A 22566-nucleotide genomic window follows, 5' to 3' on the forward strand; every position below is an offset into this window, starting at 1 on the left:
ATCTTATGTTCAATAAGTAATTTTCGTAGCATGGATTCGGTTCTTTAAAGTTGTTCGTAAGGATTTTTTATTTCGGTTTTTGGGGTTTTATACCATCGATCTCCTTTTATATAATAATCTCCTTCAAAATTTTTCACTTCAAATAAATAGATAGTTTCTCCGTTGATACCAATCGAATCAATTTGGAATTCGGATTTGTTACATTCGAACAATAAATCGTTAAGGAAAAGCCAATTATCTGAAAGTGTTGCAGTCCATTCATCAAATTTCTTTTCACCTTTGAACCCTTTTTCTAGATAGGAAAAGTATGCTGAATCCTCATCAGCTAGTTCGCTCCTTGCATTTAATATTTGGTAAATCCTTAAATCCTTTGATTCAAATCGTTCTTTTTGATTTTATATATTTCACATCCTTTCAATCTAACTTACATTCAAATTCAACTACATAATTGATGATTTTTTTACTATTTTTTGAAATGTTTGTTGTTTAGACTTATTTCACAAAAATTTTACACTTTTTTAAGATTTTTATGATATAGTTCACTTAATTTCAATTGAAAATAACACTTTAATTTTTAGAGTATGTAGTTTACGAAAGTAGCTAGCATGCTAAGAATAAAGATTATCTAAATAAAATTTTATAACCGAGTGAGTGAAACAAATGTCAATTAAAATGAGATTTCTGTTGTCTTATATTGGGGTGATTCTTTTTTCAATCACATTATTATTGGCAGCAGGTTTTTTAATAATTTTTGCAATAACAGGAGATGTAAAGTCTGTAGAAAATCTTTACAAAAAGACTTATGTACAAAAGCCTTTGACTACAGTTGAAGAAAGTGTGTTTCTTGATTTGAAGCTACTTGCTAAACATAATCCTAAGCAGTTACTTAATAAGAAGGAACTCAAAAGTATTGAACATAAGAATATCGGAATTGTCGTTCGAAAGGGAGAACAGATCGAGTACGCTTCCCCGTCGTTAGACAAAAAAGTGTTGGAACAAGCGCTTCCCGGGTTTGAGGAAACGAATATTAATACTCGCGATACGATTAAAATTAATGATTTGTTTTTTACGTATGTGAAATTTGATTTTTATTTTCCAGATCAAAGCCAAGGGAGTATTTTTGTCTTAAAGAAGGCAAGCTCATATACCGAGGTTATTCGTAATCTTTTTCCCATTTTACTAGGTTTATTGCTATTTTTATTTATTATGATAATCGGAATGCTAAACTATTTAGTTTCCCGAAGCATTATTAGGCCAATCTCAAAACTTAAAAATGGTGCAGAAAAAATTAAAGTTGGAGATTTGAATTTTGTAATTGATACGAGTTCGAATGATGAAATCGGTGTATTAAATAAAGCGTTTGAGGAAATGAGAATTAAATTAAAAGAGTCGATCAATCTTCAAATACAATATGAAGAAAATCGTAAAGAACTATTGTCCAATATTTCACATGATTTGAAAACACCAATTACTTCAATAATTGGATATGTGGAAGGGATAAAAGATGGTGTAGCAAATACTCCGGAGAAAATGGAAAAATATTTATCAACAGTTTACTCAAAAGCAAAGGATATGGATTCATTAATCGATGAATTGTTCTTGTTTTCTAAACTGGATTTAAAAAAAGAACCCTTTCACTTTGAAAATGTCGAAATGAATAAATATATTGGAAGCTATATAGAGGAAATTTATTTAGACTTACTGCAGCAAGGCATCAAGATAGAATTTAATCAGTCAAATGAATCAATCAAAGTTACAGCGGATCGAGAGAAATTAAAAAGAGTATTGTCGAACTTAGTAAGCAATTGTGTGAAATATATGAACAAAGAAGAGAAGAAAATTTCATTTTCATTAAATGAACAGTTAAATGAAGTAATTGTTAAAGTAACAGATAATGGTCAAGGGATTGATCCCGCTGCGTTACCATTTATTTTTGAACGTTTTTACCGTGCAGAACAATCAAGAAATTCACAAACTGGCGGTAGTGGTTTAGGACTAGCAATCGCAAAACAAATTGTTGAAGAGCACGGAGGGGAAATCTGGGCAAATAGTGAGATTGGTAAGGGGACAAGTATATTCTTTTCCTTAAAGAAAGGTGAGAGAAATTGAAAGAAATATTACTGATTGAAGATGATATAAGCATTGCAGAATTACAAAGAGATTATTTAGAAATAAATGATTTTCGTGTAGATATTCAACATAATGGTGATGAAGGCCTTCAACATGCACTAAAAGGAAATTATGATTTAATCATATTGGATATCATGCTGCCAGGAAAAAATGGTTTTGAAATTTGTAAAGAAATACGTGCGGTAAAAAACATTCCTATTTTATTTGTATCTGCTAAAAAAGAAGATATCGATAAAATTAGAGGCCTCGGTTTAGGTGCGGACGATTACATTACAAAGCCATTTAGTCCTAGTGAACTAGTTGCAAGAGTAAAGGCACATTTATCCCGATATGAAAGGCTAGCTGGTAACAATACGGTTTCAAAAACAATTTTCGTTCATGGAATATCAATCGATCGTTCAGCTCGTAAAGTTTTTATTAACGAAAAAGAAGTACCCTTTACGACAAAAGAATTTGATTTAATGGTGTTTTTTGTAATGAATCCGAACCAAGTTTTAAGTAAAGAACAGCTCTATGAAAAGGTTTGGGGCCTCGAATCAGCGGCAGACGTTTCAACTGTAACTGTCCATATTAGTAGATTACGTGAAAAAATAGAAAGAGATCCTACAAACCCTAAGTTCTTGGAAACAGTTTGGGGAGCGGGGTATCGATTTAATGTTTAAATTATGTTTTTTAACCGTCACATAGTGGCGGTTTTTTCTTTATTTTGACATTTTACTTGCAAGATTAACTATATAGTAGTTTGTTTGAACAAGGAATGAAGTAATTATAGTAGAATTTTATAGATAAATATGGGATTTAGATAATAAACAAATGTAATTGTTGAAAAACTTGCATTTCAAACCATTAAAAAATTGAAAAAAAAAGGGTGGAATTTAAAAAATGAATCAAAAAGACGAAGAAAAACTAAGTAAATTTATGAGTAAAATTTTAAGACATGACCCATTAAAATTTGGAGTGAATTTAAAAGAAGATGGGTCATGTTCCATATCAGAATTAGTTGATGCAATAAATAGTCAAAGAAATTGGAGCGGTGTCACTGTTGAAAACATTACTCAGGTTGTAAAGAATTGTCCAAAACAACGGTATGCAATAAATAGTGGTAGAATTAAAGCGAATTATGGGCACTCGAAAACTAAAATACAATATCAGCCAAAAAAACCTCCTGAGATTCTTTTTCATGGTACAAATAAAAAAGTTGAAGAACTAATTCTAAAAGAAGGGATAAAACCAATGGGACGTAATTATGTTCATTTATCTGAAGGGGTTGAATTCGCGACATTGGCTGGAAAACGTAGGGGAGAATTAGTAATTTTGAAAGTAGATTCTAAAAATGCCTACGAGAATGGTGTTAAATTTTTTTATGCAGACAATGAAGTGTGGTTGACTGATTATATTTCACCTAAATATATAATTAAAAATTGAAAGTTTTTAGCATTGTAATAATTGAACTAGTAATAGTTTTTTATATGATCCGAACAAAAATTTAGTAAATCAAGTATTTGTGTATGACTGTCTAATTGGACAGTCATTTTTTGTTCAAAAAACATTAGAGGCAATCCATAAATAAATATTATTAAAAATTTTATACTTTTTTAATAATTTGTTTAGAAGGAGTTTTCATTTAAGGATTAACATAGATTTCAGACGAACAATGGTCTAACTTATGAAAAAGATTGGAGGAAAATTTCCTAGGAATAATACGATATTTTTATGGTGATTTGTAATGAAAAAGGAGGCTGTTGTACTTTATGTGGAAGTTACTTGCAGTAATAACGAGCTGCATACTTTTGCTAAATGGATGTGCCTCATTTGCTAAGGGGGAAGAAAAAGTGAACGAACAGTTATTTCAAGCAGCTAAACAAGGAGAAACTGATCTCGTTAAGAAGTTGATAGAGAATGGTGCGGATATGAATGCACAGAATTCTAATGGACAAACTGCCACAATGATTGCAACTTATCATAATGATTTTAAAACCGCAAAAGTACTAATTGATGCAGGCGCAGATGTCAATATTCGAGATCATATGAAAAACAATCCCTTTTTATATGCTGGTGCTGAAGGCTTTATTGATATTCTAAAACTTTCTATAAAAGCTGGTGCTGATCCAACAATTACGAATCGATATGGTGGAACAGCATTGATTCCCGCTTCAGAACATGGATATATAGATGTGGTCAATGAACTTCTTACTAATACTAAGATTGATGTTAATCATGTTAATAATTTAGGTTGGACGGCACTTTTGGAAGCAATTATTTTGAACGATGGAAGTGAAAATCAACAGCAAACAGTACAATTGCTTATAGATCATGGAGCAGATGTTAATATGTCTGATCGTGAGAATGTTAGCCCTTTACAGCATGCACGTGAGAGAGGTTTTAAAGAGATAGAAGAGATTTTGCTAAAAGCAGGTGCTAGATAATCAAAGTTCATGACCAATTGTAAGAATAATTGGAGATTATATAAATAACGATAAAAATATGAGGAGATCATTAAAATGATTAAAAAAACAAAAACAATTTCATCAATATTACTCGGAGTATCTCTAGTAGTAACCGGTTATAATACTGCTGCTAACGCACAAGTAGAGCATGGTAAACATAAGCAAGAAAGAGTATATAAAGCTCCAAAAAAAGTAAAGAACAAATTAACAAAAGGTCAGGTAATGGCTAATATTTTAAGTAGTACAAACTGGCAAGGTACAAGAGTGTATGATAAAAATCATCATGACTTAACAAAAGAGAACGCAAATTTTATTGGTCTTGCTAAATATGATGCAAAATCAGGTAGATACGAATTTTTTGATGCAAAAACGGGTCAAAGTCGTGGGGATAAAGGAACATTCTTTATTACAAATGATGGTAAAAAACGAATTTTAATTTCTGAATCAATGAATTACCAAGCTATAGTCGATATGACAAAACTAAATAAAAACGTATTTACTTATAAAAGAATGGGGAAAGATGCAAACGGTAACGATGTAGAAGTATATGTTGAACATGTTCCTTATAAAGAAAAACAGCTTTCTTTTACAGATCCTGATAAAAAATTAGATTCTAAAACAGGCGAGATTGTAAAAAAAGTTGATGGTGATAGAATTTTAGGTAGAACACTTTGGAATGGTACAAAAGTACTAGATGAACAAGGGAATGATGTAACGAAATATAATACGAATTTTATTAGTCTTGCAAAATTTGATGGATACACGAATAAATATGAGTTTTTCAATCTTGAAACAGGTAAAAGCCGAGGTGACTATGGATATTTCGATATTGCCCACGAAAATAAAATCAGAGCACATGTTTCAATAGGAACAAATAAGTATGGTGCTGTTCTTGAATTGACTGAGCTTAATAATAATAAATTTACTTACAAAAGAACAGGTAAAGACAAAGACGGTAAGGATATAACTGTATTTGTTGAGCATGAACCTTATAAAGGTGATTTTAAACCAGTATTTAGTTTCTAAAAAAAGTGGAATGGAGAAATCCATTCCTTTTTTGAGTAGGACTTTTGAATAATCTTAGTAATATTAAAAATGTTAGACAATTATTTGTTATTTTAATAACGTTTTTTTGTGTTTTTTTTAAAATTCCCCCAATAAAGTATTGTTGAATTTATTGGGCTTCCAATCTAAAAGTAACTAAAAATTGGTTATTTTAGAATTTTTTTCAAGATAAAAGTGGTTAAATTCCCCCAATAGTAATTATAGATATATTCTTGTTTAATTAAAGTGTGGATAGATTTAAGCATAATACATAAATAAGTCTGACTAACTTCGAATCTATTATTTGAAAAAGGGGAATTAAAATGGAAAACAATTCTACATATTACGATGGCAGCGTGCCGGTATATGAAGTACCACTAGAAATTGGTAAACCAAAAGATCAAACTGATGATGAATTGGGTGAAGAAGAACTGAAAATAACTGATGAGATGAGAAAAAACATCAGTGGTAATCCATATTTTTTCTAATGAAAATAAATTGTTAAAGCCTGTAGACGAGAGGGAATTTCCTAAAGTTTATTGGCTTTTTTTGTCCGTTTGAAATCTATATTTCAAGCTGAATATTCTCTTGATTCACTTAATCACAGAAAATCCCCTCATTACATAAAATAAATGGGCACAAAAAACAATATTTTTCATCTTAAAAGGATGTGAAGAAGATTTATCCATTAAATAATTATAACTTAACAGGTATGCGATATGATTATTCAACCCCTCAATATCAAAGTGCTTTCCGATCAGGCAATTTGAATAGTAATTATACGATAAAAGCAACAGGAAAAGGTGAAGTATCAGTAAAGCCCGACCAGTCGTTTGTATTATTAGGATCAGTAGTAGAAGATATGAAAGTACAAACGGCTCAAACAGAGAATGCAATCATTTCGAATAAAATTATAGAAGCATTAAAAGGGATAGGAATTAAACAAGACGAAATTGAAACGAATTCATATACAATCGATCGAATTGTTGATTACCAAGATTCACAGCAAATTTTTAAGGGATATCGAGTGAGTCATATTTTCAAAGTAATCGTGAAGGATCTTGCAAATGTTGGGAAAGTGATTGACGTTGCAGTTGAAAATGGAGCAAATGAAGTAAGGAATCTTACATTCGAAGTATCAAATCCCGAACCGTATTATGGAGAAGCACTACAAAAGGCTACTTTAAATGCAAAAATGAATGCAGAAAACATCGCGAAATCCCTAGGGTTATCGATAAATAACATACCGATTTGGCTGGCTGAAGAAGGAATTCAAGTTGTACGTCCTATGTCCTCCCTAACAATGACTGCAGCAGCATTCAGCGGTCCAACAACACCAATTCAAGAGGGGCAAATTAAAATAACTGCTTCAGTGCAGGCAATGTTTAATTATGTAAATTATTAATGTATAAGCTATGGAAAGAAAGTAAAAGTATAATATATGGCAAGATTAAATGAGTTTTTTTGAAATAATTAGTAAAAGATTAAATTTAATAGAACCATTTACAAAAAAACGAAAAAATGGGATAATATAGAAAATTTCGAAGGAGGAAAGTAAGTTTATGATGCCAACTAATTGCTGATATTAATTTAATTTAAATTAATATGTTTTCCAAATGGGAGTTGAAAAAATTGCCTAATATATAGGCTTATTTGTTATGCTCTTATGGAATTTAGGCAATCTAGAAGGTAACTTACTTTACTGATAACGAGATGATTATTTATTGAATACTAACTATTTTTCGTAGTATTCCATCAGATTTTTGTATTAGCTGATGGGGCTTATATAAGATTTACATGATTATATAGCTCAAGATAAATGAAATCACTAAGTTTATTAGACTGTGAGAAGATACTTTCTTCTTATAGTCTTTTTTATTTGGTCTGTAAATCTTAGCCAACTTAAAAATAAATGAGTCGTAATTAAATAATTAAATCGTATCAAAGTTCACTTCTTTACCTTGTCCATATAATGCATAACGAAATTTATGGATGAAAGAAGGAAATTTTATGTTCGAATTAAAAATAAATGGCCTTAAAAAATATATGGATGCAACTTTAGTGCTTAATAATATAACATTTGAAGCTTATGAAGGTGATAAAATTGGTATTATTGGAATCAATGGGAGTGGTAAAAGTACCATTCTTAAGATCATAGCTGGAATTGTGCCGATCCATTATTATCCTGGCTATCCTCAAACTTCTAGTTATGGTTATGATGAAGGTTTAATTAGTTTCATTCCGAAAGGACTCACTACTGCATATTTGGAACAAACGCCAGTTTATCCAAAAGGCTTAAAAGTAATTGATGTTTTAAATATGGCTTTTGATGAAGTTATTCAATTAGAAAATCAAATGCGTGAGTTAGAAGATCAAATGAAAGTTTTAGAAAATAAAGACTTAGAAAGAGCAATGAAAAAGTATAGTGATTTAGTTCAATTATTTGAAGTAAATAGCGGCTATGAACGGGATGAAAAGTTAGGAAAGATATGTACCGGACTTAAATTTGAAGAAAGTTTTTTAAACAGTGACTTTGATTTATTAAGTGGTGGTGAAAAAACGACTGTATTACTTGGTAAACTTTTAATCAATAGCCCCGATATATTATTGCTCGATGAACCTACAAATCATCTAGATATGGACTCAGTAGAATGGTTAGAAGACTTTCTAAAAAATTATAAAGGAATTGTATTGATTGTTTCCCATGATCGATATTTTTTAGATAATGTTGTAACAAAAATTGTAGAAATTGAAGAAATGGAATCAATTACGTATAAGGGCAACTATTCATCGTTTGTTGAAAAAAAAGAAAAAAACATACAGATCCAATTTGAGCATTTTAAAGAACAACAAAAAAAGATAAAAGCGATGGAAAATACCGTAACTAATTTAAGAGATTGGGCGATGCGTGCTGATAATAACAAATTTTTTAAAAGAGCTTCAAGTATACAAAAAAAACTTGATAAGCTGAATAGAATTGAAAAACCAGTTTTTGAAAAAGAAAATATGAAATTAGATTTAAAGGGATCCAAACGATCAGGAAATGAAACAATTAAAGCAATTGGGCTTTCGAAATCTTATGAAGAAAAAGTACTATTTAAAGATACGAATTTATTGATTAATTATGGAGAAAGAGTGGGGCTTGTCGGTCCTAATGGAAGCGGAAAAACTACATTCTTAAAGATGCTTTTAGGTGAAGAAAATTCAGATAATGGTGTGGCACAACTAGGTGCAAATGTGATGACCGCATATTTACCTCAGAAAATAATTTTTAATAACGAAGAACTGACAGTACTTGAATGTTTTAGAGAGGATCTCTCAATAACAGAAGGGAAGGCAAGGGAATATCTATCAAAATTTATGTTTTATAAACAAAGTGTTTTTAAGAAAGTTAAATTCTTGTCAGGTGGAGAGAGAATTAGGCTGAAATTAGGTATGTTATTATTCAATGATATCAATTTGTTAATCCTTGATGAACCGACAAATCATCTTGATATTGATTCAATTGAAACGCTTGAAGAAGCACTTGATGAATTTAAAGGGACAATTTTCTTTATTTCACACGACAGATATTTTATTAATAAAATGAGTCAACGAGTGATCGCAATTGAGGATTATAAATTAACAAGCTATCCTGGCAACTATGATGATTATAAAAGCATAAAAGAAAAAATTAGTTTTAAGGAAACAAAGGAAACTGTTGAAAAAAAAGCCGTTCGAAAAAAAGTTAATAATAAAGATGATCATAAGCAAGAAAAAATTAAAGCTGAAGCTCTAGTTAAAATTGAACGATTTGAAAAAGAAATAAATGAGATTGATCTAGCGATGAATAGGGAGCAAGATTATAATAAGCTCAATGATTTATATTGTAGGAAAATCGAATTAAGTAAAGACTTAGAAACGGCAATGGAAATGTGGTTAGCATTATAAAATCTCAAGAAAATCATCAATAGTTAGAAATATATAAAATTAACAATATGATTGTTAATTTATAAAGATAGAGATATAATAAATTCGGATGAAATGGAAACATGATAATGCATTTGTTATGGATCTATTAAATTCATTTAACTTAAATTGGATTGGTATTTTAGTAAATTTTTTTGCTAATTAACTATTCCACCAAGTAGACTGCAAGCCTATGAATCGGCTAATTGTCTACTTGGTGGAATTTTTTTTTTCAATAAAGTGGGAAGTGAAGTGATTTTGTGAAAAATGTAATAGAAACTAACATTTATTCCTCGTCTTAGTAAATAGGTTAAAGAATACTGTGCAAAGATAAGCTATAACATTTAAAAAATTGAAATTGAGGCGAAAAAGTAATGTCAAAAAAAATACACGAATTTAATGATATGATGAGAAAACTTCGGAAAGATTTGTTTGGAAAAGGACCAGAGCGGATTCATACGGTATTTGTTGAAAACATGGCTGTTTCAACATTATATGGTAATTTGACTCCAACTGAAAAATTTATTTCTGGAACAATGAACGGGGCAGAAATGGTTCATACTGCACGAACAAAAATGATTCAAGAATTGTACTTAAATAATCCACCAGAAGGTTTAGAGGAACTTGTAGGTGCAAAATTAGTCCATCTTTTTTCAGATATGAAAGTTGAAGAAAACATAGGCATTTCGGTTTTTGTGTTCGATCGCAATATTATATAGAAGAAACGATAATGATTAGTGGTTATCATTTGTAAATAAATTTTTATAAGGGTCAAAAAATCGGGGGAGACAAATGATTGGAATGAGTTGGTTTAAATATCGAAAATTTTTGATCAAGCTTTATCAAACTTTATTAAATATATCTTTATTAATACTGAGCTTGATTTTTGCGTATTTCCTTTTCAGAGAACTTTATTATATTTTTAACGATATTTTACTAGGTAATAAAAATGTTCATCAGATTTTTGGCAAAGTTTTAATATTTTTCTTATATTTTGGATTTATATCAATTATTGTTCAATATTTCAAAGAAAATTATCATTTTCCAATACGCTATCTTCTATATATCGGAATTACAGCTACTATTCGTTTTATTATTGTAAATAATGGAGAATCGGCCCATAATTTTTGGTTAGCAATTATTATTTTAATGCTAACAATTAGCTATATTATTTTACCTTTGGGGATACGAGAAATGGTTAAATTGCCCCTAAATAAAAGCATTAAAAGCTTACTAAAAATATAGCAATTTAACCCAACCTTAAGGTTGAGTTAATGTAAATATACTTGGATGACAGTATTAATAGATCAACTTGAACAACCAGAACTTGAGCAACTTGAACTAGAACACGAAGAGTGAGAACTAGAACAAGAGGAATGTGATGAACTAGAGCATGAAGAGTGCGAGCTATGATGATGACTATCATTCTTGCTAGTACAATCATTTGAACTTTCATTTAATGCAAAAAAAGTATTTGTAGCTAAAAATGTTGAATTAATATGCCCATCATCTGATTTTTTGTTAGAAGATGAACGATTAGCTGAACTTGGGTAAGATTTTGGTGATTGGTGTTTAGTTCTTGCTTCTTCTTTTTCTTTTTCTACTAATATTTTTTGAATTCTAGCAAACTCGTTTAAAAAATTATGTTTAGTTTGTGAGTTTAAATGTGAAACGAAACTTTTTGTTTGTATTGTTTTACTCGATAAATATTCTTGAACTTTAGTATTTTTATCATTAACAACTAAATTTCCTAAGACATAGGTATTTACAGATGTCGTTTCAAACAAAGTATTATATAACAAATTGTAAACAGCTCTAGCATCAGCTCTATCGGTTATAGTTACATCATTTTTATGGACATTTGGTTCATGGTGGATCATTTCACCAGAAAAAGACTTGCAGAAGTTTTGATAACTTTTCGTAAATAAAATCATTTCGTGCCAGATTTTATCAACTTCTTGACTATACATTGGAATGTTTTCAAAGATTGCTGCCATTAAGAAAAAGCGCTTTAATTCCCTTTCAATAAAGGAATATTTTTCATTGCTCCAACCTTCTTTTTCTATAACTCTTTCTTTAACATTAGCCAGGAAATCCATTTTCCATGCGTTTTCTAGTTTAGAAACTAACGATAAATTAGCAAAGTTGGAATTTAGATTTAAGTCGTTTGTTATAAACTGCTTATAAAGATCGTTATAGTATGCATTATCATTTTTTAAATTCTTTTTAAAAATTCTTCCAAAAAATTTTTTCATATAAACCTCCTTTTATACAATTATATAATTAAAAAATTAACAAAAGAAGAAAATTGTTAAGATTAGGAAATACTTGAATTGAGGATTAACATATCTATATGTTTCTTGGAGAAAGAGGAAAGATTGCTGGTTATATTATTAATTGTCAGCTCATTCTTTATTTACTCTCATATACTTGTGAAGTTTTTTGATATGTAAAAATATGGTACAATCTATTTATATTTAGATTTATTAAAGGCTAAATCTCAAGCGGAAATAGATGAATTACAGCTGTTTCTTTAGTTCTAAAACGAGGTAATTACAAATTGTTTGGAGGGTTTCAAAGATGACACAAGAACAAGTAATACCGGTTGTATCAGGGCAAAGGATTACTCCATTTCTTACGTTTAGTGGTAATGCGGAGGAAGCAATGAACTATTATGTTCGTATTTTTCCGAATTCAAAACTCGTTTCTCTTCGAAGATATACGAAAGATGACCGAGGAGTAGAAGGGAAAATTCTAAATGGCATCATTGAAATTTTAGGACAGTCTTTTATGGTTTTGGATATGGATAAAGAATCTTGTCCTGATTTTACTTGGGCTGTTTCCTTTTATTTAGAATGCAAAGACGATCAAGAGTTTGAAGTAATTTTTGGTGGCTTGAAGAGTGATGGGAATGTACTTATGGGGCCAGTAGAAATGAATGATTTTAGTAAGGTTACATGGGTGACTGATTGTTTTGGTGTTACTTGGCAGCTAGTGTTAAGAAAAAAAGCTTAATAATCGGCGAATCATTCCTTTTTTCTGTTATTCATCAAATTATTATTAAAAGACGATAAATGGACAAGTTTTTTTAAATAATAATTTACTGATGAATATTTTGAATATTGAAACAAGTTTTAATAAAAAAATATTTTTTAAAAATAATAATCTGAAAATATTGAAGTTTATTAATTGTTGGCATATAATGTAATCAGATACTAGTTTATTAGAGAAAGTAAGTAAGAGGTATTAGCGATATGGCAGAGCAAAGTCAACGAATTGGTCGAACAGCTATGATGCTTGCTTTGACTGATCATGAAGAAGAATTAATGAAAAATGAAAACGTTGTATGGTGTGTAGGTAAAGTCGGTACAATGGATTCTCAAAAGGTCGTTGCTGCGATTGAAACCGCTGCCAAACAAAATGGTGTAATCAATGGAGCTCTTTATAGAGAAGTTCATTCATTATATCATGCAACACTTGAAGCAATTCAAGGCGTAACAAGAGGTCATGTTCAATTAGGTGATGTTCTTAGAACAGTAGGACTTAGATTTGCTGTTGTTAGAGGAAAGCCTTATAAAAACGTGAACGAAGGTGACTGGATAGCAGTTGCACTATACGGAACGATTGGTGCTCCAATTAAAGGATCGGAGCATGAATCAGCAGGACTCGGCATTAATCACATATAATCGCCCATAGTTTATTAGATGATAGGGGGCTATGATTCGTAAGTTACTATTTACGTCTCATAGCCTCTTTCTGTGTTTTTTTTGACAAAATTCGGAGGTGTTTTTAATGGTAACTTTAACTGGTAATAGCTTAACAATGGAACAAATGAAAAGTATTTTATTCGATAAGGCATATGTAAAAGCAAGTGAAGAGAGCTTAGTTGCGGTAAAAGCATGTAGAGAAAAAGTAGAAGAAATCGTAAATAATGGCAAAGTCGTTTATGGTATCACAACTGGTTTTGGAAAATTTAGTGATGTATTAATTGAAAAAGAAAATGTTTCAACACTTCAATATAACTTAATCGCTTCACATGCATGTGGTGTTGGTGAACCGTTCCCTGAATTAGTTTCAAGAGCGATGTTAGTACTTCGTGCAAATACAATGTTAAAAGGTCACTCTGGTGTGCGTTTAGTAGTTGTTGAAAAATTACTTTCATTAATTAATGCTCAAATTCACCCAGTTATCCCTTCACAAGGATCATTAGGTGCAAGCGGAGACTTAGCTCCTTTATCTCATTTAGCGCTAGTTTTACTTGGTGAAGGTGAAGTTTTCTATAAAGGAAAACGTATGGAAACAGCAGAAGCTTTAGCAAAAGAAGGAATTTTACCAATTACGCTACAAGCTAAAGAAGGTTTAGCTCTAATAAATGGTACTCAAGCAATGACAGCAATGGGCATTCTTACTTATCTTGAAGGTGAAGAATTAGCTTATCAAAGTGAATTAATTTCTTCTATTACATTTGAAGCATTAAATGGTATTACAGATGTTTTTGATGAAAGAATTCATATTGCTCGTGGATATAAAGAACAAATTGAAGTAGCAGAACGTTACCGCAATATTTTAGCAACAAGCCAATTAACGACTAGACAAGGTGAAATCCGAGTTCAAGACGCTTATACATTAAGATGTATCCCTCAAGTTCATGGAGCAAGCTGGCAAGTTCTGAACTATGCAAAAGAAAAACTAGAAATCGAAATGAATGCAGCGACTGATAATCCATTATTATTCGGTGATGATGTATTCTCTGGTGGGAATTTCCATGGTCAACCTATCGCATTTGCAATGGACTTCTTTAAATTAGGTGTTGCTGAGTTAGCGAATATTTCAGAAAGACGTATCGAGCGTTTAGTTAACCCACAATTAAATGATTTACCACCATTTTTAAGTCCAGAACCAGGATTACAATCTGGTGCAATGATTATGCAATACGTGGCAGCTGCTTTAGTTTCTGAAAATAAAACATTAGCGCATCCAGCAAGTGTTGACTCAATTCCTTCTTCAGCAAACCAAGAAGACCATGTAAGTATGGGTACAATCGGTGCACGTCATGCTTACCAAATTCTACAAAACGCTAGAAGAGTTTTAGCAATCGAATGTATTTGTGCAATGCAAGGTGTTGAATATAAAGGAATTGAAAAAATGTCTGAAACAACTAGAAAGTTTATGGAAGATGCTCGTAAAACTGTTCCATCAATTACTAGAGATCGCGTGTTCTCAAAAGATATTGAAAAATTAACAACTTATTTAAAAGAAAATTTCATAGCAAAAAACTATACAAAACAAACACAAATATAAGAAGAGGTGGAAATAAAATGGAAATCACAAAAGGATCTTTAAAAGCGCCAAGAGGTACTGAATTAAACACTAAAGGTTGGGTTCAAGAAGCAGCACTTCGTATGTTATTAAACAACTTAGACGAAGAAGTAGCAGAAAGACCAGAAGATTTAGTTGTATACGGTGGAATCGGTAAAGCAGCAAGAAACTGGGAAAGCTTTGATGCAATTATTGAATCATTAAAGAAATTAGAGAGCGATGAAACTTTATTAGTTCAATCAGGTAAACCAGTTGCAGTATTTAAATCACACGAAGATGCACCACGAGTTTTATTAGCAAACTCAAACTTAGTTCCAAAATGGGCAACTTGGGAACACTTCCGTGAATTAGATGAAAAGGGCTTAATGATGTACGGTCAAATGACTGCTGGTAGCTGGATTTACATTGGTACTCAAGGGATCTTACAAGGTACTTATGAAACATTTGGTGAAGCTGCTAAACAACATTTCGGTGGCAGCTTAAAAGGTACAATTACAATTACTGCAGGTCTTGGTGGTATGGGTGGAGCTCAACCTCTGGCTGTAACAATGAATGGTGGAGTTGTAATCGGTATTGATGTTGATGAAACTAGAATTCAACGTCGTATTGACACTAGATATTGTGATGTATTAACTCACGATTTAGAGGAAGCTTTACAACTTGCTACTGAAGCTAAAAACGAAGGAAGAGCTTTAGCAATCGGTTTAGTAGGTAATGCTGCTGAAATTTTACCTCAATTAGTTGAACGAAATTTTGTACCAGATTTAATTACTGACCAAACTTCAGCACATGATCCATTAAATGGTTATTTACCAATCGGAATGACAATGGAAGAAGGAAAGAAACTTCGTGTAGAAAATCCAGATGAAGTAATTAAACGTGCAAAACATAGTATGGCAGTTCATGTTGAAGCAATTTTAGCGATGCAACAACGTGGAGCACTCGCATTTGATTACGGTAATAACATTCGTCAAGTTGCATTAGATGAAGGCGTTAAAAATGCATTTGATTTCCCTGGTTTCGTACCTGCATTTATTCGTCCATTATTCTGTGAAGGGAAAGGTCCTTTCCGTTGGGTAGCACTTTCTGGTGATCCAGAAGATATTTACAAAACAGACGAAGTAATCTTACGTGAATTTGCTGATAACGAGCATTTATGTAACTGGATTCGTATGGCTCGTGAAAAGGTTGCATTCCAAGGTTTACCATCACGTATTTGTTGGTTAGGCTACGGTGAGCGTGCAAAATTCGGTAAAATCATTAACGAAATGGTTAAAAATGGCGAATTAAAAGCTCCAATCGTAATCGGTCGTGACCACTTAGATTGTGGATCAGTAGCATCTCCAAATCGTGAAACAGAAAGCATGAAAGATGGTAGTGATGCAGTAGCTGACTGGCCAATCCTAAATGCACTTATTAATGGTGTAAATGGCGCAAGCTGGGTAAGTGTACACCACGGTGGTGGAGTAGGTATGGGTTACTCTTTACATGCTGGTATGGTAATCGTTGCTGACGGTACTGATGCAGCTGCAAAACGTATCGAAAGAGTATTAACTTCAGATCCAGGAATGGGTGTAGTTCGTCACGTTGATGCAGGTTATGATTTAGCTGTTGAAACTGCGAAAGCAAAAGGCGTAAACATCCCAATGATGAAGTAGGTGTTAGAATTGAAAGCAGATATTCTATTAACAAATATTGGTCAATTATTAACGATGGATCATGGTGATGGTCCAATTCATGGAAAAGACATGAGTAATCTACCTGTACTAGAAAATGCAGAAATTGCATGGAAAGATGGGCAAATTATTTATATCGGACAAATGAACGAACAGAAAATTGATGCAAAAGAAGTAATTGATTGCCAGGGAAAACTAGTCACTCCAGGATTAGTTGACCCTCATACTCACGTGGTCTTTGGAGGATCACGTGAGCATGAAGTTAGTTTGAAATTACAAGGTGCTTCTTATTTAGAAATATTAGAAATGGGCGGCGGGATCCATTCTACTGTAGGTCAAACTAAATTAGCTTCTCATGAAGATTTAAAAAAGAAAACGATTCATCACTTAAACAGAATGCTTTCATTCGGTGTAACAACAGTTGAAGCAAAAAGTGGTTATGGACTTGATGAAGAAACTGAATTAAAACAACTTCGAGTTGCTAAGGAGTTACAAGCTGAGCATGATATTGATTTAGTTTCAACTTTCTTAGGTGCGCATGCAGTACCAAAGGAGTATAAAGGAAATGAAGAAGCTTTCTTAGAAAAAATGCTTTCTTTATTAGATGTTATTAAAGAAGAAGAACTTGCTGAATTTGTAGATGTATTCGCTGAAACAGGTGTCTTTTCAGTTGAACAATCAAGAGAATTTTTATTAAAAGCAAAAGAAGAAGGATTTCATGTTAAAATTCACGCAGATGAAATCGATCCTCTAGGTGGCACTGAAATGGCAGCTGAAATTGGGGCTATTTCTGCTGATCATCTATGTGGAGCATCTGAAAAAGGTGTAGAAATGCTTGGTAAGAGCAACACAATTGGTGTCATTTTACCGGGAACTACTTTCTATTTAAATAAACCTGAATTTGCACCTGCACGAGAGATGATTGAAAATAACGTAGCAGTTTCATTAGCAACTGATTTCAATCCAGGAAGCTGCCCAACTGAAAATTTACAATTAATCATGACAATCGCAATGCTTAAACTAAAAATGACACCTGAAGAAATTTGGAATGCCGTAACGATTAACTCATCATTCGCGATTAATCGTGGAGATCAAGCTGGTAAATTACTAATTGGTCGTAGGGCAGATGTCGTAATTTGGAATGTACCAAACTATACTTATGTACCTTACCATTTTGGTGTAAATCATGTAGAATCAGTATTTAAGAATGGTAAATTAGTAGTAAGTAGGGGTGAACACGATGTCGCTATCACATCTTAAAAAAGCAGGAGATGCCATTTTCATTGATTCAAAAGTAACAAAAGCAAATGAAATCATCTCTACATGGAATGGAACAGAAGCATCAAATTTCTCAATTATCGGTGTACCATTATCTAAAACATCAATTAGTCATTCAGGTGCAAGCTTTGCACCTGCTTCAATTCGAAAAATGCTAAGTAGCTACAGTACTTATCATATCGAAGACCAAATTGATTTAAAAGATTACAAGGTTACAGATTTTGGTGATATTACGATGCATGTGACTGATTTTGAAGAGTCTAGAAATCGTATTAAATCGACAATCTCTGAATTGCTAGGCCAATACAAAGAAACGATGCCAATTATTTTAGGTGGGGATCACGGAATTAGCTTTCCAAGCATTTCAGCTTTTGCAAAAGAACGCGGAACAGTAGGAGTTATCCAATTTGATGCTCATCATGACTTAAGAAATACTGAAGATGGTGGCCGTTCAAACGGTACCCCTTTCCGTAGCTTAATTGACGAAGGCATTCTAAAAGGTGAACACTTAGTTCAAATTGGAATCAGAAATTTTTCAAATAGTGCACCGTACACTGAATTCGGTGTTAATAACGGAGTAACAATCTATTCAATGCGTGATGTTCGCGAATTAGGAATCTCAAACATTATTAAAGAGAGCATCAACCATTTAGTAGACAAAGTAGATGCAATTTACATTAGCCTAGATATGGACGTACTAGACCAAGCCTATGCTCCTGGTTGCCCTGCAATTGGACCTGGAGGAATGGACAGTCAAACTCTATTAGATGGCATCTGTTATTTAGCATCACATCCTAAAGTTTATGGAATGGACATCGTTGAACTTGACCCAACAATCGACTTCCGTGATATGACAAGTAGAATCGCTGCACATGTTATTTTAAACTTTCTTGTTGAGAAGGTTAAGTTGTTAAAAATGTAAAATGTGAAACTCGTAAACTTTGTTGTTTGCGAGTTTTTTTGTTTTTTTATGGGCAGGGTGTAGATAAAGGTTGATTTGCAAATAAGAGAGCCTGAGCTGCAAAAAAGGTCGAGGTGCAATAAGAGATGTGAGACTGCAAATACAATTTGTAATATTGCAAATAAGGGCTCACGCGCTGCAAATAAAGGTCGAAGTGCAAATAAGAGATGTAAGACTGCAAATAAAACTTGTGACAGTTCAAATAAGGCTTCCATACTGCAAATAAGAGCTCCCGGGGTGCAAATAAAGGTCGAAGTGCAATTAAAAATATAGAAACTGCAATTTAATCTGGCAAAAGTGCAATTAAAAATCACAAAACTACAATTAAAATTGTGGCAACTGCAAATAAAAATTTCGAAACTGCAAATAAAAAAACAAAGTGCAAATAAACTTAGAATACACATTCTAAAATTAAAAATCATGAGGTTTTTAGTCTGTTTAAACCAAAATACCGAAATTTGATAGCACCAAGCATGCTTGCTATAATCAAAACAAGAACAAATATTCGTTAATAGTGAGAAGTACTGTTTAATAAAATGTCTAAACGAATTAGGAGGAACAGTTTTGTCAAATAGCATAAAACAAAGAAAAATAATTTTAGATTTAGCGGTTACATTAGATGGTTTTATAGAAGGGAAAAACGGAGAAATTGATTGGTGCATAATGGATCCTGAAATGGAATTCACAAATTTCTTGAATCAAATTGATACGATTTTATATGGCCGAAAAAGCTATGATTTGTGGGGAAATTATATTCCAAATATAGACGACTCTGAATCTGATAAAGAAATGTGGAATTTAGTACATAGCAAGGAAAAATATGTGTTTTCCCGAACTCAATCAACAGATGAAAATAATGCAACATTTATAAATGAAAATATAATTGAAGAAGTAAATAAATTGAAGGAAAAACCAGGCAAAGACATCTGGTTGTATGGAGGATCAAGCCTTATTACATCATTTATAAATTTAGGGCTAGTTGATGAATTTAGATTATCAATTCATCCCGTTATATTGGGTGAAGGAAAACCTTTGTTTGTTGACATAAAAGAGAGAAAGAATTTAATCATGATGAATACAAAAACGTTTTCTTCTGGGGTTGTGCAGGTAACTTATCATTTGAATGAGGAATGAGTTTGGTATAACTGGCTTCTATAAAAAACAAAATGAACCTCCCAAAACTGATGGTAAGCAATTTAAAAGAGTGTGATTCAGTGTTCCTCAAATAAAAGAAGAGTTTAGTCCATTTTATATAATGTTGAGTACAAGTGAGCTGAATGAACCGCTCTTACTATAAAGCGAGAATGAATTGAATAGTGCAGAATTAAATCAAATAGCTTACTGGAACCTTAAAACAATAATTGAAGTCATATTTAATGATTGGGACTAGTTCTAAAATACATAATATTACAATGAATGTATTTTACTTTGTTATTAATTATTTATATTAATAGAGTAACAAACAGAGGATGATCTAAGGATCTTCCTCTTTTTTACTAAAAAGAATAATAGCTAAAAGAATCTAAATAAATTTTTACAGTATATTAGCAAAACAAACTTAAGGTTTACTTTTATATTATTTTAAGAATAAATTAAGGACACTTTGCAAATTAGCATATATAATTAGAAAAGCCGAATCAATAGGCGTATGTGAAAATTAATAACAATATGGTTCAGTTGGAAAGTGAGATAAATTAATTATGAAATATGATTTAGTTTTTGATTTAGACGATACATTAATTCAAACCCAAGCCGCATTTCGGCATAATGTAGATTTATGTGCGAATCTAGTATATCAAGCGCTAGATGAAAAAGTAGTAATAAATGACATTAAAGAAGTTTTTAATAAAATTGATTTGGAACTAATAAAAGATATGGGTTTCAGTAAAGCTCGATATCCTTATGCGTGGGAATCTACTTTAGATTTATTGGCAACACGATTTAATATAGAGATCTCAAGTATTGTTAATGATCAATTACAATCATTAGCAAAAACGATATTTAAAGTAAATATTCCACTGCAAAGTGACACATTTATAATAGAAGAATTATCAAATCATAAAGATGTAGCAAGTATGACTATATTGACTTTAGGTGAAAAAGACGTTCAAACTAAGCGAGTAATGGAGACTGGCTTAGTACAACATTTTGACAACGTATTTATTACAAGTAAAAAAGATATAAATACCTATCTCGAGTTAAATGAAAAATTAAGTAATCCAGTAATGATAGGGAACTCTCTTAGAAGTGATATTGTACCTGCTTTAGATACGGGTATGAAAGCAATTCATATTATAAGAGATTCATGGTCATATGATGAAATTGAACATAATCATAGAATAGATAGTATTAAGTCATTAGTCGAGATTAAATTACTTTTATTTGGTAATTTGGTAAAACTTTGAGGATTGTTTTTAGTCCATGTTATTTATCGATAGTTCAATTAACATCTCTTTCGAATATTTAATCATGTCGTTGAACTTATTCTTGCATTAGTTCAACAACAAATGGAGGATGATCTTTAATGGATCATCCTCTATTTTACTTATGGTTGATAATTGAACTAGCAGTTGGATAATATGATATCCTAATAATAAATAAACATCTTTGGGGAATTCAAATATGAATAACTTTAGTGTCAACATAGATTACGATGATGATCCGGATTTATTATCAGAAAAAGAAAGAAAAGTGCAGATACCTACATATTGAACTTTTAAAAAATTATTTGCGGAGGATAAATATGAATTTTGAACAAATGGAGCATATTGTCACTGTCGAAATTGAAAAGTCGATTACAAAAGCAGCAGAAAAACTATTTATATCTACTCCAGGTTTGAGTCAGTCTATTACCCAACTTGAAAACGAGCTTGGAATAAAAATTTTTAATCGATCCAAAAAAAGTATTACGCCAACTTTTGAAGGTGAAATAGTGATTTCAACAGCAAATTCAGTTCTAAAAACTATAAATGAAATGAATAAAAAACTGAGCATATATAAAAACAGTTATCAAAGGCATTTAAAAGTAAAAATTGCACCTGCTTTTTTTTATATACTTCAAGATTCTTTGGTAAAGCTTAATCTAGAAAATAAAGATTTAACCTTTGAATTAGTCGAACAAAATCCTACAAAGATTATTGAGAATTTTAATCAGGAAGATTATGATTTTGCGCTTATCTCTGCATCTGTTGATGAATTGAAAAAAGCTAATAATATTTCTTATAAGCACATTTACAAAGGACATATATGTATAGCAGTTGGGAAAAACTCACCCTTTTATACATCAGACTTTGTAACTCCAAGTGATCTAAAAAATACTAAATTAGTAACTTATGAAACATCTGACTATAACCAGATTTTAAAATTTACGAAAATAAATCCAGAGCAAGTGATAATAAGTTCAAATAGGACTAGCATGCTTTTTAAGCTAGTAAAAGAAAGTGATGCAATTATATATCTTCACGACTTTACACTAAAGAATTCTCCAATGGTATTAAATGGGGATTTGAAAATAATCCCACTGAAGGATAAACAGATGCAATTGTTTGAACTTGATTTTTGGCTAATCTATTTAGAAACAAGAGGTTTATCGAATTTGTATAATGAGTTTCTTGAAGATTTTATAGAACATTTTAAAAAACTATAATTAATAAAAGATAGTAATCGCTGGGTGCACTCATAAGGAAGGTTATACATTACTGAATTATAAAAATAAAAATATGAAACAGTACATAGATACAACTATATATATTCCATCTAAAAA

21 protein-coding genes are annotated in these 22566 nt (G+C 31.5%); 19 read left to right on the forward strand and 2 right to left on the reverse strand.

What is annotated here, in order from left to right; translation table 11 throughout:
• Positions 1-44: 44 nt before the first annotated feature.
• Entirely contained in the window at positions 45-359 is a 315-nt protein-coding gene (locus V5E38_RS08150; protein ID WP_499213539.1) for a nuclease-related domain-containing protein, read from the reverse strand.
• Between the two features lie 301 nt (positions 360-660).
• Here V5E38_RS08150 and V5E38_RS08155 point away from each other — a divergent pair, with 301 nt between their 5' ends.
• From V5E38_RS08155 to V5E38_RS08200, 10 genes are all read left to right on the forward strand, one after another.
• Positions 661-2109, forward strand: a complete 1449-nt coding sequence (locus V5E38_RS08155; protein WP_499212868.1) for a sensor histidine kinase — start codon at positions 661-663, stop codon at positions 2107-2109.
• Positions 2106-2792 carry a response regulator transcription factor gene (locus V5E38_RS08160; protein ID WP_499212869.1) on the forward strand — a complete coding sequence of 229 codons (687 nt, stop codon included), beginning with the start codon at positions 2106-2108 and terminating at the stop codon, positions 2790-2792. The genes V5E38_RS08155 and V5E38_RS08160 overlap by 4 nt, the downstream gene beginning before the upstream one ends.
• A 220-nt stretch (positions 2793-3012) precedes the next feature.
• Positions 3013-3555: an RNA 2'-phosphotransferase gene (locus tag V5E38_RS08165; RefSeq protein WP_499212870.1), complete on the forward strand. Its 543-nt coding sequence runs from the start codon at positions 3013-3015 to the stop codon at positions 3553-3555.
• A gap of 326 nt (positions 3556-3881) precedes the next feature.
• Entirely contained in the window at positions 3882-4556 is a 675-nt protein-coding gene (locus V5E38_RS08170; RefSeq protein WP_499212871.1) for an ankyrin repeat domain-containing protein, read from the forward strand.
• Positions 4557-4631: 75 nt separating this feature from the next.
• On the forward strand, positions 4632-5603 hold the full coding sequence (locus tag V5E38_RS08175; RefSeq protein WP_499212872.1) for a DUF4822 domain-containing protein: 972 nt from the start codon (positions 4632-4634) through the stop codon (positions 5601-5603).
• Between the two features lie 341 nt (positions 5604-5944).
• Positions 5945-6109, forward strand: a complete 165-nt coding sequence (locus tag V5E38_RS08180; RefSeq protein WP_499212873.1) for a hypothetical protein — start codon at positions 5945-5947, stop codon at positions 6107-6109.
• A 182-nt stretch (positions 6110-6291) separates the two neighbouring features.
• Positions 6292-7026 carry an SIMPL domain-containing protein gene (locus V5E38_RS08185; RefSeq protein ID WP_499212874.1) on the forward strand — a complete coding sequence of 245 codons (735 nt, stop codon included), beginning with the start codon at positions 6292-6294 and terminating at the stop codon, positions 7024-7026.
• A 605-nt stretch (positions 7027-7631) separates the two neighbouring features.
• Positions 7632-9551 carry an ABC transporter ATP-binding protein gene (gene abc-f / locus V5E38_RS08190; protein WP_499212875.1) on the forward strand — a complete coding sequence of 640 codons (1920 nt, stop codon included), beginning with the start codon at positions 7632-7634 and terminating at the stop codon, positions 9549-9551.
• Between the two features lie 392 nt (positions 9552-9943).
• Complete coding sequence (locus V5E38_RS08195) at positions 9944-10288, forward strand: Na-translocating system protein MpsC family protein (RefSeq protein WP_097977583.1); 345 nt, start codon at positions 9944-9946, stop codon at positions 10286-10288.
• A gap of 73 nt (positions 10289-10361) precedes the next feature.
• A complete protein-coding gene (locus tag V5E38_RS08200; protein WP_499212876.1) occupies positions 10362-10814 on the forward strand; it encodes a phosphate-starvation-inducible protein PsiE in 453 nt (150 codons plus the stop codon).
• Positions 10815-10876: 62 nt separating this feature from the next.
• Here V5E38_RS08200 and V5E38_RS08205 read toward each other — a convergent pair whose 3' ends face one another.
• On the reverse strand, positions 10877-11824 hold the full coding sequence (locus V5E38_RS08205; RefSeq protein ID WP_499212877.1) for a glycine-rich domain-containing protein: 948 nt from the start codon (positions 11822-11824) through the stop codon (positions 10877-10879).
• A gap of 325 nt (positions 11825-12149) precedes the next feature.
• Between V5E38_RS08205 and V5E38_RS08210 the strand changes: the two genes are divergently transcribed.
• The 9 genes from V5E38_RS08210 (at position 12150) to V5E38_RS08250 (ending at position 22449) form a co-directional block, all read left to right on the forward strand.
• Entirely contained in the window at positions 12150-12584 is a 435-nt protein-coding gene (locus V5E38_RS08210; RefSeq protein ID WP_499212878.1) for a VOC family protein, read from the forward strand.
• A 239-nt stretch (positions 12585-12823) separates the two neighbouring features.
• Positions 12824-13255: a histidine utilization transcription antiterminator HutP gene (gene hutP, locus V5E38_RS08215; protein ID WP_098859545.1), complete on the forward strand. Its 432-nt coding sequence runs from the start codon at positions 12824-12826 to the stop codon at positions 13253-13255.
• Positions 13256-13361: 106 nt separating this feature from the next.
• On the forward strand, positions 13362-14870 hold the full coding sequence (gene hutH, locus V5E38_RS08220; RefSeq protein ID WP_335478338.1) for a histidine ammonia-lyase: 1509 nt from the start codon (positions 13362-13364) through the stop codon (positions 14868-14870).
• Positions 14871-14887: 17 nt separating this feature from the next.
• Positions 14888-16546 carry a urocanate hydratase gene (gene hutU / locus V5E38_RS08225; protein WP_097977572.1) on the forward strand — a complete coding sequence of 553 codons (1659 nt, stop codon included), beginning with the start codon at positions 14888-14890 and terminating at the stop codon, positions 16544-16546.
• Between the two features lie 54 nt (positions 16547-16600).
• Complete coding sequence (gene hutI, locus V5E38_RS08230; RefSeq protein ID WP_499213540.1) at positions 16601-17824, forward strand: imidazolonepropionase; 1224 nt, start codon at positions 16601-16603, stop codon at positions 17822-17824.
• Complete coding sequence (hutG, locus tag V5E38_RS08235; RefSeq protein ID WP_499212879.1) at positions 17805-18764, forward strand: agmatinase family protein; 960 nt, start codon at positions 17805-17807, stop codon at positions 18762-18764. Before hutI ends, hutG begins: the two co-directional genes overlap by 20 nt.
• A gap of 603 nt (positions 18765-19367) precedes the next feature.
• Positions 19368-19937: a dihydrofolate reductase family protein gene (locus V5E38_RS08240; protein WP_499212880.1), complete on the forward strand. Its 570-nt coding sequence runs from the start codon at positions 19368-19370 to the stop codon at positions 19935-19937.
• 566 nt (positions 19938-20503) lie between these two features.
• On the forward strand, positions 20504-21208 hold the full coding sequence (locus V5E38_RS08245) for an HAD family hydrolase (protein ID WP_499212881.1): 705 nt from the start codon (positions 20504-20506) through the stop codon (positions 21206-21208).
• A gap of 338 nt (positions 21209-21546) precedes the next feature.
• The gene (locus V5E38_RS08250; protein WP_499212882.1) at positions 21547-22449 is read left to right on the forward strand and encodes a LysR family transcriptional regulator; all 903 of its coding nucleotides are present in this window, start codon (positions 21547-21549) and stop codon (positions 22447-22449) included.
• Positions 22450-22566: the final 117 nt, after the last annotated feature.

This window comes from Rossellomorea sp. GAMAL-10_SWC, from assembly GCF_049568075.1.
Lineage (GTDB): Bacteria > Bacillota > Bacilli > Bacillales > Bacillaceae_G > Gottfriedia.